The organism is Komagataeibacter kakiaceti JCM 25156 (genome assembly GCF_000613305.1).
This window is the reverse complement of the sequence record NZ_BAIO01000027.1, coordinates 1-13,703: the sequence shown is the minus strand read 5'-3', so window position 1 is coordinate 13,703 and position 13,703 is coordinate 1. Positions and strand designations below refer to the sequence as shown.

The window sequence follows — 13,703 nt, the reverse complement described above, 5'->3', positions numbered from 1 at the left end:
CCGCCGCCCCGCGCTGGCGGCGCTGGCCGTATGCGGCGGGGGAGTGGATGGAGCGGGCTACCGGCGTCTGCTCCACCATTACGAGCGCTCCCTCGTCATCGCGCTGCGCCATCATGTCCTGACCGCCGTGACCCTGCCGCTCAGCCTCGCCGTCATGATCGGGGTGATCGTGCTGATGCCCAAGGGGATCCTGCCCAAGGAAGACGTGGCCATGGTCATGAACTTCTTCCGCGCGGACCAGACCATCTCCTTTCCCGCCATGAAGGAGAAGATCCGCGCCATAAGCGACGCGATGGCCGCGGACCAGGACACGCAGGAAGTGGTGGCGTTTTCAGGTGACACGAACATCGAGGGGCAGGCCTTCGCCCAGATGATCGACCGCACGCAGCGCAGCGATGGCCCCGATGAGATGATCGAACGCATCCACAGGCGGCTGGCCAACATTCCGGGGCTGGACATATCGCTGTTCTCGGCAGGTGACATAAGCGGCGGCGGCGGGCGGCAGAAGGAAGGGGCGTACCGCTACCTGCTGACCAGCGACAACGCCGATGACATCTATACATGGGCCCCGCGCCTGACCGCCGCGCTGCGCGCGGGGCCGGTGCTGCGCGACGTGACGACCGATGTCATGAACAATGGCGCGGCCATCCATGCCGACATCATCCGCGACCTTGCGGCGCGCTACCTCGTCACGCCGCAACTGCTCAGCAACACGCTGTATGACGCCTTTGGCCAGCGCACGGCGTCCAACATCTCCACCTCCCTCACCACCTATCACGTGGTCATGGAAGTGGCGGACCGGTACCGCACCTCACCCGACATCCTGCGCTCCTTCCGCATCTCGACCGCCGGGGGCAGCGCGGGGGGGCGGCACGGTGTCGAACACGGTGCGCGTGCAGGCCGAAACGAGCGCGCAGGAAAGCCGCAGCGCGCAGCTCAGCCAGCAGTCATTCCGCAACCAGATCGCCAACCGGCTGGCGGGCGGGGCGGGGGCGTCGAACGGGTCGGCCGTCTCCTCCAGCACCGAGACGATGATCCCGCTTTCCGATGTGGCGCGTCTTGTCCACCGGCCCACGGCCATTACCGTCTCGCACCGCGACGGGTTCGTATCCGCCGCCATTTCCTTCAACCTGGCCCCCGGCATGGCCCTGAGCGACGCGGCGGCCACGATTGCCGACACCATGATCGACATGCATGTGCCGCCCTCCATACATGGTGGATTTACCGGGCAGGCGGCGCAGTTCCAGTCCGCCATCATCAACGAGGTGCTGATCTTCATCGCCGCCCTCGTCACGATCTACGTGACACTGGGCATCCTGTATGAAAGCTACATCCATCCGCTGACCATCATGTCCACCCTGCCTCGGCCGGGGTGGGGGCGGTGCTGGCGCTGTGGGCGACGGGGCAGGAATTCTCCCTCATCACCATGATCGGGATGATCCTGCTGGTCGGTATCGTGAAAAAGAACGCCATCCTGATCGTGGATTTCGCCCTGCACGCGGAACGCGACCGGGGCCTTTCCCCGCGCGACGCCATACATGACGCCTGCGTCCAGCGCTTCCGCCCCATTCTCATGACCACGCTGGCTGCGGCCCTGGGGGCCGTGCCGCTGATCACCAATGGCGGCTACGGCGTGGAAATGCGCCGCCCGCTGGGCATTACGGTGGTTGGCGGGCTCATGATGAGCCAGTTGCTCACGCTCTACACCACGCCGGTCATCTATCTTTACATGGAACACATGCGCACATGGACCGCGCGGATGGTCCGGCGGCTCGTGACCCGTGGGCGGGCATGAAAAATCTTTTCCGCAGGCAAAAAAAGGGGTTGCGGGGGGCGGCGGGGTCGGCTAGAAACCGCCTCACAGCGCACCCGTAGCTCAACTGGATAGAGCACCAGACTACGAATCTGGGGGTTAGAGGTTCGAGTCCTTTCGGGTGCGCCACTTTTCCTGAAATCATGAATAAGCTGGCGACCACGATCATCATCGTGCCTGTCCGCCTGTATCGTGCCGCTGCGCGGGCGACGCCATGACCGTTCGTTATCCGAAAAAAGGTGCCTGCCGCCTGCCGGGCTGCTACACCTTGGCTGATTTGCTTTGTCCGGATTCAGGAAACAAGAATGAACGGGTCCCGCCCCCCCGAGAACATTCCGCCACAGGCCCCATCCGCGCAGGGAACGGGCGTTTCCGGCTGGATTGACCGCAGGATTCCGGTCATAACCGCGTTCCGCCGGGAATATATCGACTTCCCCATGCCGCGTAACCTGAACGGGCTGTGGAATTTCGGGGCGATCCTGTGCGCGGTGCTGGTGGTCATGCTGGCCAGCGGCGTTTTCCTGGCCATGAACTATACGCCCACGGTGGCGGATGCCTTCATGTCGGTCGAGATGATCGAACGCCAGGTGCCCGGCGGGTGGATGCTGCGCGCGATCCACGTCACGGGGGCGAGCCTGTTCATGGCGGCGCTCTACATCCACCTGTTCCGTGGGCTGTATTATGGTTCCTACAAGCAGCCACGCGAGATCCTGTGGCTGTCGGGGCTGGGGCTCATGCTCATGGTCATGGTCACCGCGTTCGCGGGTTACGTGCTGCCATGGGGGCAGATGTCCTACTGGGGGGCGGATGTGGCGGGCAAGGCGATGGGGGCCATACCGGTCATCGGCCCAACGCTGGAGCATGTCATGGAAGGCAGCGACCAGTTGGGGGATATTTTCATCCACCGCTTTTTCGTGCTGCATTTCCTGCTGGCGTTCGCCATCGTGGCCGTCGTGGGGCTGCATGTGGCCGCGCTGCATGTGCCCGGCCCCAACAACCCCACCGGCACCCCCCTGCCCGCGCGTGAAAACGTGCCCTTCCATCCCTATTACACGACCAAGGACCTGACGGGGCTTGTGCTGTTCGCGCTGGTGTTCGTGGCCCTTGCCTTCCTGTGGCCCGGGCTTCTGTCCGAGCCGGAGAACTACCGCCCCGCCAACCCCATGCACACGCCCGCCGATATCGAGCCGGAATGGTATTTCCTGCCGTTTTACGGAATGCTGCAATCCGTGCCGTCAAAGTTCGGCGGGCTTGTCGCATCGGGCGGCGCGGTGCTGATCCTGTTCGCGGTGCCATGGCTCGACCGCTCCCCCATCCGTTCGGCCCGTTTCCGCCCGCTGTGCCGGGTGGGCCTGCTGGGGCTGGTGGCGGCGTTCGTGCTGATGGGTCTGGTGGGCCGCCACCATGCCGCGGGCGGCTGGATGACCGTGGGGCGGCTCGCGACGCTTTATTATTTCAGCTATTTCCTTGTGCTGCTCCCGCTTTGCGCACGGCGGGAAATGCGCGGGTCCGGGGCCTGAACCATCCGGCCTCAAGGAACGGGTCCAGCATCCGTGACTTGACGGGCGCGCGCGCCTTCCCACACTCTCCGCCCGACCGGGGTGTCCGCCAATGGCGGGCTGAGATCATACCCGTTGAACCTGATCTGGGTCATGCCAGCGAAGGGAGGCTGACCTGTGGCGTCCGTTCCCTGCCTGCCATGTTCCGTGGAAGTCGTGGAAGAGGGATTCCGCATGCGCGCCATAGTCGCCCGCACACTTGGCCTGGCCATCCTTGTGGCCTGCATGGCCCTGCCGGTACAGCCCGCCCGCGCGGGCGGGCGGCAGGTTACGGTCGTGCTGGACTGGTTTCTCAACGCTGACCACGCCAGCCTGCTGGCCGCGCAGTACAGCGGCGCTTTCGCCCGCCATGGGCTGGATGTGAAGCTGATCGCGCCCGCCGATCCCGGATCGCCCGCGCGCCTGGTCGCGGCGGGGCAGGCGGATCTTGCCGTATCCTACCAGACGCAACTGGGCATGCTGGCGGATCAGGACATACCGCTGGTGCGTGTCGGCACGCTGATCGATACGCCGCTCAATGTGCTGATCACCGGCGGTACGATCCATGACCTGTCGGAGCTGAAGGGCAGGACCATCGGCATTTCCATTCCCGGCGTGGATGACGCCGCCCTTGACGCCATGCTCCATTCCGTGGGGCTGGGCATTGCGGATGTGCGGCAGGTCAATGTCAATTTCCAGCTGGAGCAGGCCATCATAAGCCACGCGGTGGATGGGGTGATCGGGGCGGTACGCACCTATGAACTGATCGACCTGCAACAGAAGGGGATCAAGGTCACCGCCTTCTTCCCGGAGGAGCACGGCGTGCCCATGTCCGATGAGCTGATTTTCCTGGCCGGGCGCGACCACGCGCATGAGGCATGGATAAAGGCGTTCATGGACGCGCTGGCGGAGGGGGCCAATACGCTCATCAACCACCCTGACGCCATTCTGGCGCAGGCGATTGGCGACCACCCGGAACTTGACACCCCCCTGAACCGGGCGGCGTGGCAGGCCACGCTGTCACGGCTGTGCAAGCAGCCCGCGCTGCTGAACGTTCCCCGCTACCGGGCGTTCGCCGCCTTCCTGCATGCCCATGGCATGATGACCCACGACATCCCGCTTGAGCGGTACGCGCTTGATCCGTTCAGCACGCCTGCGGCCCCCTGAGATCCCCTGCAAACCCTGAAGCTTTTTTCAGAAAGCTCCGGCAGACGCCGCCTTTTAAAAAAAGACGGCGCCCGGAAATTTTTGTTGTTTTAAAAGAACCTATAAGTTCAGTCCTGTGGGGTGATGCTGGCCAGCAGGTCGCGCTTGTGCGGCAGGAAGGTGGTGATCCGCAGGCCGTGCCAGGCCACGATGCTGTCCCCCAGGAACATGCCCAGCGCGATGACGGTACACACCAGCGCGTTGCCGAACATGAGCACCAGCCACCACGCGATGGATGAATCGCGCACGCTGCCCAGAAACAGCGCAAAGGCCGAACCGCAGGCGGACGCGCCCCCCACACCCCCGAACAGGATCGCCGCATCCAGCAGCAGCGTGCGGTAATGCAGCAGCCCCAGCCGCTTCATGAGCATGTTGGCATCCTTGCCGCTTTTGTCATCCATGGCATCGAGCTTGTCACGCACCGTCTCGATCCGGTCACTGACACGGGCCAGACGGGTGTTGAACATGTTGAGCAGCGTACCGATGCCCGACAGCATGAACACCGGCGTCAGGGCGGTCTGGATCAGATGGGCGACCCCATCAACGGATTCGTCGGGAATAAGACCGGGAAAGGCAGACACGTCAGGCATATCCTAGGCTGGGGGCAGGGCCTGCGTTTTTTGGGCTTATCCCCGCCCCCGTCAAGGGGCAGAGTCGCGCTGGACGGCCCGGGAGAATGTCATGTCACATAATTACGCCACACCGCTTACGCCCGAAAAACGGCTGGCGCGCGTCCTGTCACGCATTCCGGCGGACTGGCCGCTTGCCATCGACCGCCAGCCCGACCACACGGGCACGGCCTTGTGGCGTGCGCGCCTGACCCCGCCGGGGCATGACGCACTGGACTGGACCCCACCACAGGACACCATGGTGGATGCGCTGGAAGCCGCGTGGCGGCAGGCCCGCGCCCTGCTGAACGACGGGACTGGCGCGCGGGGTACAGTCAAGAACTAAGTTAATAAACTATAAACACGGATTTGTGAGTGTTAGTCCTGTATTCCTGAAACCATAAATCCGCCTCCAGTCATTTTTTATTGAATAAATTCAGAAATTCAGACGCACACGATTGTTTGATGCACGGCCGGAAAGGTTCCCGGACAGGACCGATCCGGCCCCCGAAAGCCACCGCCATGCCCTGATATAGTACGGGATCAGTCGGGAAACGCGCATGGGCCGCATCCGGGCCGGCTTCTGAACATTCCAATAAAATAAAGGAATTTTTTATTTCGATACGGGCGGAATCCCTGTTTTCCCGTCCTTGCCGCAGGGCATAATCTGTGAACGGACGCATGTTGCACCCCCCGTCCCGACCTGCCGGACGGGCCGATGTGCGCCCATTGACCCACGCGGTTTTATACAACAGGAATGCTGGCAGGGAGTTTAATACTATGTCGGCTGGAAAATTGGCGCGTATTGGCGCGGTCGTTGTCATGGCAAGCGGGGGCGCATCCCTCGCCTGCCCCGATGAGGCATGCTGATGATTACAGTGAACTCCTTGATATCCTGAAGGCGAAGGGCAGCCTGACGCAGGGTGAGTACAACGGACTCCTGAGCCATCACATGCAGCACGTACGCGCGGCCGCCTCGGCCACGCGTGCGCAGCAATACGTACCCGTGCAGCGCCATCTGGCCACCCCGGTCTCCACGCACACGGCCATGCGCAGCGCCATGGGCCAGCCGATCCAGCCACCGGGCAATATCAATATCGGCGGCGGGATGGACCCCAACGACGTGCTGGCCCAGGCCCAGCAGGCCGCCGCCGATGCGCAGGCCAGCGCCGCATCGGCCGAATCCACATGGCTCGCCACCCAGCACGCCATGAACAGTTCCGACTTCGTGCGGGTCAACAAATACGTGCCCGGTGGTGGCCTGACCTTCAAGGCGGGGCCGATCGACATCAACCTGTCGGGCTTCATCAACGGGTTCTATACATTCAACAGCCCCGCTGGCGGCCATTACGTGGCGGGCGGCGTTTCAACGGGCAGCAGCGGGTTCGATTCCTCGGCGCTGCGTAACGGCCTGCTGCCCGCCGGCCTGATCCTCAAGCTCAAGACCACGCAGAACGGCATCGACCTGGCCGCCGTCATGGGCATGTATCCCGGCATCAACAACGCCAAGAACGGCGCGTTCAACGCCAATACCGGCGGCAGCCGGTGGGGCTGGGAACGGCCGGTATCGATTTTCGTCAGGTTTACGTCACGGCGGGCAACAAGAAATGGGGCACGTTCAAGATCGGTCGTGACCTTGGCATCTTCGGCGGTGACGCCATTCTGGATGACGCGACCCTGCTGAGTGTCGGCTCCACCGGCAGCAACGCCGCGCCGGGCAATACCTCGCTTGGCCGTATCGGTGTCGGTTACGTGTATGCCGACTGGATCCCGCAGATTTCGTACCAGTCGCCCACCATCAAGGGCTTCCAGGGCACGATCGGCATCCTGCAGCCTCTGGATGAATTCGATTTCTCCGGCGATGACGCCAATGGCACCGCCTATTCCGCCAGTTCCACCCAGCACAGCTCCCCCATGATCCAGGGCAAGGTCACGTATGACTTCAAGATCGGCGGACTGAGCGCGCGCATCTGGGCGAGTTTCCTGACGCAGCACCAGCAGGATCTGATGGTCAGCAGGACAACATCGGTCACAACCCAGCTGCGCGAAGCCAACGACGGCATTTACAACATGACCACGAGCGGTACTGCCGATGTTTCCGTCATTCCGGGTGAAAAACACGGCGTCACGGCGGAAGCGGGCGAAATCGGCACGAAGCTGACCTACGGCCCGGCGCAGTTCGTGGGCTATTATTACCGTGGCAGCGGTCTGGGCACGACGGGGCTGTTCTTTGATGGCGTGGCCAGCAATGGCCGCAAGCGGGCATCGGAAGGCTATTATGTCCAGATGATGTATAACTTCACCAAGAAGTTCAAACTGGTCGGCAGTTATGGTGTCAGTAATCTCTATCAGGCCGCTGGCGAGAATGACCCCGATCTCGTGCGCCGCAATGAATCGGAAGTGGGCGCGGCCTATTACAAGATGACGGACTGGCTGAATCTGGTGGCGGAATACGCCCATACCAGTTCCGCCGCCCATGGCCCGTACAAGGAGAGCGACAACAGCGCCTCCGGTGGTATGATCCTGCTGTTCTGATCGCGAAGCCCGCAGGAAATCGGGGGCATATCCGGCACGGACTGGTCCCGGTTTCCTGTTCTTTTTTGTAAAAAAGAATCCAAAACGCCTGACTACAAATCATGAAAAGTTTTTGGTGAAGCTTTTTTCAAAAAGCTTCGGGAAACGCCGCCTTTTTGAAAAAAGGCGGCACCCGAAAACTTTTACTGTTTACCAGTCAATTATTTTCAAACGGCGTCCCGACGGCATACAGCCCGATTGTCAGGTATTTGCCCGTGGAATAATTCAGCCCCGTCTGCTGCCCCAGCTCACGGATTTCAAGACCAGTCTGCCGGGCACGGTCACGAAAGGCCGCCAGATCGCCCGTGCCCACCAGCGCCATGCCGCATCTGGGGTTCTGTTGCAGGAAATCGGCGGCGGCACGCGCGCCAATCAGGCGCGTCGTCTCCCCTAACAGAAAGACAAGGCTGGGTTCCGAATCCGATGTCGAGGCCACGATGGTCTGCGCGCAGGGACGGTGCGCATCCACCAGTGTCGCAAGGCGCGGGCTGAGCCAGATTGTCTGCAAACGCGGGATCACGGTGGAAAACAGACCGACATGGATGATCACCGCCGCCGCCACCGCAGCCATGGCGGCGTTCAGCGCATCGCGGTGCAGGATCAGGTAACCCGACAGAACCAGCAGCGGCAGCGCGCCAGCGGGGATCAGCAGCGCCGCGGGGGACAGGATGCCCTCCATCCGCCACAGCAGTACCGGCCCGGCAAAAGCCAGAACGGACCCCAGCGTAAACCAGATCAGCCCATAGGCCGCCAGCAGGCCACGCGCCCAGAGCGCCCGTGGCCATTCCCACTGGCCGGAAAAGGATATGACCGCCGCGGCCGTCAGGATGGCGATGGCCGGATAGGTCGGCAGCACGTAATGGGGCAGCTTGGTCGCGATGCTTCAAACACCAGCCAGTGCGGTATGATCCAGCAGAGCAGGTAGCGCACATGCGGCTGATGGCGCCGTGCCCAGATGAAAGGCAGGCTCATGGCCGCGAACACCGATCCCGGCCAGAACGCGATGGCGAAAACCGCCAGATGATACCCCGGCGGCAGGCCATGTGTTTCCTGCCCGCTTGCCACCTTGCCCAGAAAATTATGCCCGACCGCGCGTGAGAAGAAATCCCCGTGGCTGATGACGCCAATGGCGACGCACCATGGCACCACGATCCCCAGCATGAGCAGCCAGCCCCATGCCGGCGCAGGCGATACCACCAGTCGGTCCGCCTTTCCACCAGCGCCAGGGCAAGCGGCGTGCCAAAACCGGGAACCAGCACGACCGGCCCCTTGAGCATGAGGCCACACCCCAGCGCGGTCCAGTACAGCACCGCCGCCGCAAGCGGTGTCGCCCGGTCGCGTTCCCGGTCCAGATAGGCGCGTAGCAGGCCGCATTGCACCAGCAGCACGCACAGCAGCAGTGTGGTGTCGATGGTGGCCATCCGCCCTTCCGCCGTCATCAGCACCGATACGGCCAGCAGGGCGGCGGCCAGCAGGCCACAGGCGGGGCCAAACAGGGTCGCGCCGATCCATGCGGTCAGGACCGTGGCGGCCGTGACCGCCAGCAGGGAGGGAATACGATAGGGCCAGACGGCATGGGTTCCCTCCATGCCGGTCAGACGGACAGCAACCGCCTCCAGCCAGTATATGCCGGCAGGTTGCAGGTAACGGGGCTGATCCAGAAACCGGACATCGACATAATTGCCGCTGTGCAGCATCTGGGCCGTGGCTTCCATATAGCGCGGTTCGTCACGGTCCAGCGGTGGCATTGCCGCGCGTCCGGGCAGAAACAGCACAAACACGGACAGCGCCACCAGAATATAGTGGCGCAGTGTCAGACGTGTCATGGCACGATCCCTTCAGCGTTCGGTAACGCGTTTCGGTATCCTGGCGCGGCTGTTCAGCCACATTACACCCAATATATCCCGAATGCCGACAAGCGCCCGGTTGAGATTGGTGTATTTTGAAGATCCATGCAGCCGGTTGCGATGGTGAACCGGCATGCAGACCAGCGGCACCCCGCGCCGCCCCATAAGCGAGGGCAGGAAACGGTGCAGCCCCTCGAACTGCGGCAGGCAGAGAAAATCCGCCCGGCGAAACGCCTTGAGCGAGGCCCCGGTATCCGGGCACCCATCATCAAGCAGGCGACGGCGCAGGCCATTGGCGAAGCGTGAGGCCAGCCTGCGGGAGATATTGTCCCGCCGCTTCGTGCGGACCCCCACGACCAGCGGCGCGCGGCCCGTCGCGGCGCGGCCCAGTTCAAGCATCGGGGCGAAATCAACCGGATTATCCTGCCCGTCGCCATCAAGGGTGATGATCCATTCCCCCCGCGCGGCCGCGATTCCGGTGCGCAGGCCAGCGGATTTACCACAGGCCCGGTCATGGGTGAGAATGCGCAGGCCGGGCAGGATGCCGTCATTCCTCACAGCCTCAAGGGCCGCGAGCGTGCCATCGGAACTGCCGTCATCCACAAACAGGACTTCGGCGGCGGGCAACTGGTCAAGGGACGCCGCTATTTCCTCGCACAGGGGGCGGATATTCTCCCGCTCATCCAGTACGACGGCGATAATGGAAACAACGGGACCGCGCTTATCGGTCCCGTTATCCGTTCCTGACATTGCGGCTGTGGCCAAGGGCGTCAGGCGGCGCGCTGGGACAGGGAGGCGGGCAGGTCACCGATCGACTTGTCGATGATCTTACCATCCACGTCGGCCGCAAGGCTGGTGGCCAGTGTTTCCCGCGTGGCCTGAATGGCGATTTCAATCGCCGTTTCCCGCACTTCACGCAGGGCCGAACGCTCTGCCGAGGCAATGCGGTCCTTGGCCATCTGTTCGCGACGGGTGGCGATTTCCTCGGCATTCTTACGGGCCTGCTCCGCGATGATGGCGGCTTCACGCAGGGAATGTTCGACCAGTTCCTTGGCCTCGGCCAGGGCCGCTTCCCGGTCACGCGTGGCGTCCTCAAGCATCTGCTCGGCTTCGCGGCGCAGGCGCGCGGCCTCATCAAGTTCGGCCCGGATACGCTCCGCCCGTCCGTCCAGCGCGCTCACCAGGGGTTTCCACAGTGAGCGTCCGAACAGGACAAAAAACAGGACAAAGGCAACAGCCGACCAGAAGCGGGGATCATGAAACATGATTATGACCTGTCTGTCTTGGGCAGCGGGTCAGAGACCACGTGCTGCCGCGGCAGAACCAACCTTTGCCGTCACGAAATCGGCCGGGGCGGCAATGCCGGATAACTGATGGATCAGCGTTTCCGCCGTATTCGTGGAAATTTCACGCACCGAGGACAGGGCCTTGTCACGCGCCTGGGCGACGCGGGTCTCGGCATCACGGATTTCCGTGGCCAGTCGCGCGTTCATTTCCTCGGTCTGCCGGGCGGCGGCGACACGTGCCTCCTCGACAACCTTGTCCACATTGGCCTGCGCCTCGGCCATGGCGTCATGCCGGGCCTTGTGCAGTTCGGCCACGGCTTCATCCGCGCGGGTCTTCGCCTTGTGCGCTATCCCCAGGTCCGTTTCGATCGTCTGGCGACGCTGGGACAGGACCTTTTCCACCTTCGGCAGCGCCGAACGGCTGAGCAGGAGATAGAGTACAAGAAAAATGCCAGCGCCCCATATCACCTGGCCGATGACATAGGGATTGCCGAAATCAAGCTGGGGCATGCCCTCGGCGCGCGCGCCAGGGGCAACCATGGCCATCAGCGGCAGAGCCAACGCGGACGAGGCCAGAAAAGTCCCCGCCCTTCGGATGTTGTCATACATCACGGCGCGCGCCATGTTCGCCTCCAGCGTATCAGACGAACAGGATCAGGAACGCGATCAGCAGCGCATACAGGGCCACGGCTTCCGTCAGGGCGAAGCCCAGCATGCCAAGGCCGAACACGTGCGGGCGCGCGGACGGGTTGCGCGCGATGCTGCTCACCAGCGTAGAGAAGATGTTACCCAGGCCAATGCCAACGCCAGCGAGGGCGATAACGGCGATACCGGCACCAATTTCACGGGCTGCTGCGATATCCATGTCTTTTTTTCCTTGTTTCAGACGTTCTGGATTGAAGCGATGGAAGCGGGGTAGCGACCCGTTAGTGGGCCACCGCCTCCCTCAGATAGATGCAGGTAAGGATGGCAAACACGTATGCCTGCAAGGCACCCACCAGCAATTCGAGTGCCATCAGCGCGATATTGATGACCACGGGACCAACGGCGATGATATCGCCGAAGAAGCCCAGACCGGCCAGCATGATCGTGAAGGCGGCAAACATGTCGAACATCACGTGACCGGCGACCATGTTGGCAAACAGACGGATCGACAGGCTCACGGGACGCGAAAGAAAGGAAAGGATCTCGATCGGGATCAGCAGCGGGGCCAGCGCCTTGGGCGCGCCCGCGGGCATGAAGTGGGCAAAGAACCTTGCCCCCTGCACCTTGAGCGAAACAATGATCGAGAGGCAGAACACCATCAGCGCCAGCGCCAGCGTTACGGCGATATGGCTGGTAAAGGCAAAGGAGAACGGCAGAAGGCCAGATAGTTACCGGCCAGGATGAAGAAGAACAGCGTGAACACGAAGGGGAAGAAGGACCGCCCCTCCGGGCCGATCGTATCAACCGCCATGTTGTGGATGAAATCGTAACACATCTCGGCCGCGGCCTGGAGCCGGCCCGGCACCACCGCCGCGGGGCGCATGCCCACGTACAGGAACGCCAGAACAAGAATGGCGGCTACAATCATCATCATGGGGGACTGGCTGAACCGCAGGGATTCGCCAATTACGCCCATAACGGGGTGGAGCTCGAACTGACCGAGCGCGTCGATGGATGATCCGGCCGCCAACTTCGTTCTTCCCTATATCCGTCCCGGACCGTCATCCGGTCCGTTTGCCTCAGCATTCATGGCCTCGGGCCTGACCAGACGCCAGACATTCAGCACACCTGCCACACCGCCAAGAAGCGAGAACACGATAAGGAACCACGGCCTGGCATGAAGCCAGTGGTCAAGCCCCCAGCCCATGGCAACCCCGACCACAAGCGCCGACACAAGATCCGTTCCGGCCCTGAGCACAAGGCCAAGATCGGACATCGTTCCACCGGCGGGACGTTCGGCGGCGGCGCGGGGCTCAAGGCGCTCGCGGGCTGCTTCCAGTCGCCGGTCGAAGGATTCGCCGGATGGATCGGTATCCTTATCCACGTCTCGCACCTCCCAAGGGTGCAGGCGGTAGCTAACGATGCTGCAATAACCTGTCAAGCAATGGCCGCCAAACAAACGCCTTATTCATGCATCTTTTTTATTACACGGACGTTTGGCGTCCCCTCATTCCGCCGAGGAACCGCCGGGAATGACATCATAACCCGCGCTGCCGGGGAACGCGCCGGGAAGCGGGGCATCGGCGGGTTCGATATGGATGGCCTGGTTGACATCAGGCCCTATCTCACGCGCGTTGATGGCGGTCCCGCGTTCCCCCGAGACACCGGTGCCGATGGCATGCAGCGGTGCGCCCGGACGGAGCCACGCGGCCAGACGCACGGCGTTGGTCTCACCCACGTAAACGATGCTGTGATCCTTCATTATAACACCCTGCACCTTGCCCTGTATACCATATAAAGGCGCAAGAACCGTACCGTCGACCGGAACGTCCGGGCCGATGCTGGGGGAATCAAAGGGCATGTCACCCGTGGGGGGGCGCACGTCGGCAATGCGCTGGCCCCGTGGGCCGGTCACGGCGTAGGCCCGTACGATGGGCTGGTTCGCCCCCTTCAGGCCGTTGATGGTCACCTGCTCCCCGGGGCGGACGATGGCGGGCAGGTTCTCCCCCAGTTCATGCTGGCAGAACACCTGCGTCCCGTCCGCCAGCAGCATGCCGGACACCTGACCGGTGGGGGTGAGAATGTATTGCACGAGCTGGCCGGTCGTAACCGGCAGCGGCGCCATATCGAACACCGGCGCGGGCTGCGCGGGCGTGGACGCGGGGGCGGCGGATTCGGGCCGTGGG

Annotated in this window: 11 protein-coding genes, 1 tRNA gene, 4 pseudogenes and 1 riboswitch; of the genes and pseudogenes, 6 read left to right on the top strand and 10 right to left on the bottom strand. The window is 62.9% G+C overall.

Annotated features, from left to right (window positions below; genetic code table 11):
- The 4 genes and pseudogenes from JCM25156_RS32350 to JCM25156_RS03795 form a co-directional block, all read left to right on the top strand.
- Positions 1-1,795 (top strand): annotated as a pseudogene (locus tag JCM25156_RS32350) (efflux RND transporter permease subunit); the annotation flags it as partial.
- 70 nt (positions 1,796-1,865) lie between these two features.
- Positions 1,866-1,942, top strand: a tRNA-Arg gene (locus JCM25156_RS03805).
- A 176-nt stretch (positions 1,943-2,118) separates the two neighbouring features.
- Positions 2,119-3,333 carry a cytochrome b gene (locus JCM25156_RS03800; protein ID WP_025812191.1) on the top strand — a complete coding sequence of 405 codons (1,215 nt, stop codon included), beginning with the start codon at positions 2,119-2,121 and terminating at the stop codon, positions 3,331-3,333.
- A gap of 67 nt (positions 3,334-3,400) precedes the next feature.
- A riboswitch (TPP riboswitch) is annotated at positions 3,401-3,497 on the top strand.
- A gap of 49 nt (positions 3,498-3,546) precedes the next feature.
- The gene (locus JCM25156_RS03795) at positions 3,547-4,518 is read left to right on the top strand and encodes an ABC transporter substrate-binding protein (protein ID WP_025812190.1); all 972 of its coding nucleotides are present in this window, start codon (positions 3,547-3,549) and stop codon (positions 4,516-4,518) included.
- A gap of 107 nt (positions 4,519-4,625) precedes the next feature.
- Here the strand turns inward: JCM25156_RS03795 and JCM25156_RS03790 are convergent, their stop codons facing one another.
- A complete protein-coding gene (locus JCM25156_RS03790; RefSeq protein WP_034958313.1) occupies positions 4,626-5,147 on the bottom strand; it encodes a DUF2721 domain-containing protein in 522 nt (173 codons plus the stop codon).
- A gap of 91 nt (positions 5,148-5,238) precedes the next feature.
- Between JCM25156_RS03790 and JCM25156_RS03785 the strand changes: the two genes are divergently transcribed.
- Positions 5,239-5,511, top strand: a complete 273-nt coding sequence (locus JCM25156_RS03785; protein WP_025812188.1) for a hypothetical protein — start codon at positions 5,239-5,241, stop codon at positions 5,509-5,511.
- A gap of 70 nt (positions 5,512-5,581) precedes the next feature.
- Here JCM25156_RS03785 and JCM25156_RS28580 read toward each other — a convergent pair whose 3' ends face one another.
- A complete protein-coding gene (locus JCM25156_RS28580) occupies positions 5,582-5,848 on the bottom strand; it encodes a hypothetical protein (RefSeq protein ID WP_148299307.1) in 267 nt (88 codons plus the stop codon).
- A 97-nt stretch (positions 5,849-5,945) separates the two neighbouring features.
- On the opposite strand from JCM25156_RS28580, the pseudogene JCM25156_RS21330 reads away from it, so the two are divergent.
- Positions 5,946-7,700: pseudogene (locus tag JCM25156_RS21330) on the top strand (porin).
- Positions 7,701-7,896: 196 nt separating this feature from the next.
- Here JCM25156_RS21330 and JCM25156_RS21325 read toward each other — a convergent pair.
- The 8 genes and pseudogenes from JCM25156_RS21325 to JCM25156_RS03740 all read right to left on the bottom strand — a co-directional run.
- Positions 7,897-9,565 (bottom strand): annotated as a pseudogene (locus JCM25156_RS21325) (ArnT family glycosyltransferase).
- A gap of 12 nt (positions 9,566-9,577) precedes the next feature.
- Positions 9,578-10,336, bottom strand: a complete 759-nt coding sequence (locus tag JCM25156_RS03770; RefSeq protein ID WP_034958311.1) for a glycosyltransferase family 2 protein — start codon at positions 10,334-10,336, stop codon at positions 9,578-9,580.
- A 20-nt stretch (positions 10,337-10,356) separates the two neighbouring features.
- Complete coding sequence (locus JCM25156_RS03765) at positions 10,357-10,851, bottom strand: F0F1 ATP synthase subunit B family protein (protein WP_025812186.1); 495 nt, start codon at positions 10,849-10,851, stop codon at positions 10,357-10,359.
- Between the two features lie 30 nt (positions 10,852-10,881).
- A complete protein-coding gene (locus JCM25156_RS03760; protein WP_025812185.1) occupies positions 10,882-11,496 on the bottom strand; it encodes a F0F1 ATP synthase subunit B family protein in 615 nt (204 codons plus the stop codon).
- 16 nt (positions 11,497-11,512) lie between these two features.
- Positions 11,513-11,737, bottom strand: coding sequence for an ATP synthase subunit C family protein (locus JCM25156_RS03755; protein WP_003616715.1), 225 nt, complete (start codon positions 11,735-11,737; stop codon positions 11,513-11,515).
- A 61-nt stretch (positions 11,738-11,798) separates the two neighbouring features.
- A pseudogene (locus JCM25156_RS21320) lies at positions 11,799-12,547 on the bottom strand (F0F1 ATP synthase subunit A).
- A gap of 12 nt (positions 12,548-12,559) precedes the next feature.
- A complete protein-coding gene (locus JCM25156_RS03745) occupies positions 12,560-12,901 on the bottom strand; it encodes an AtpZ/AtpI family protein (protein WP_025812184.1) in 342 nt (113 codons plus the stop codon).
- A gap of 123 nt (positions 12,902-13,024) precedes the next feature.
- The coding region (locus JCM25156_RS03740; protein ID WP_025812183.1) for a hypothetical protein at positions 13,025-13,703 on the bottom strand (679 nt) is incomplete at its 5' end.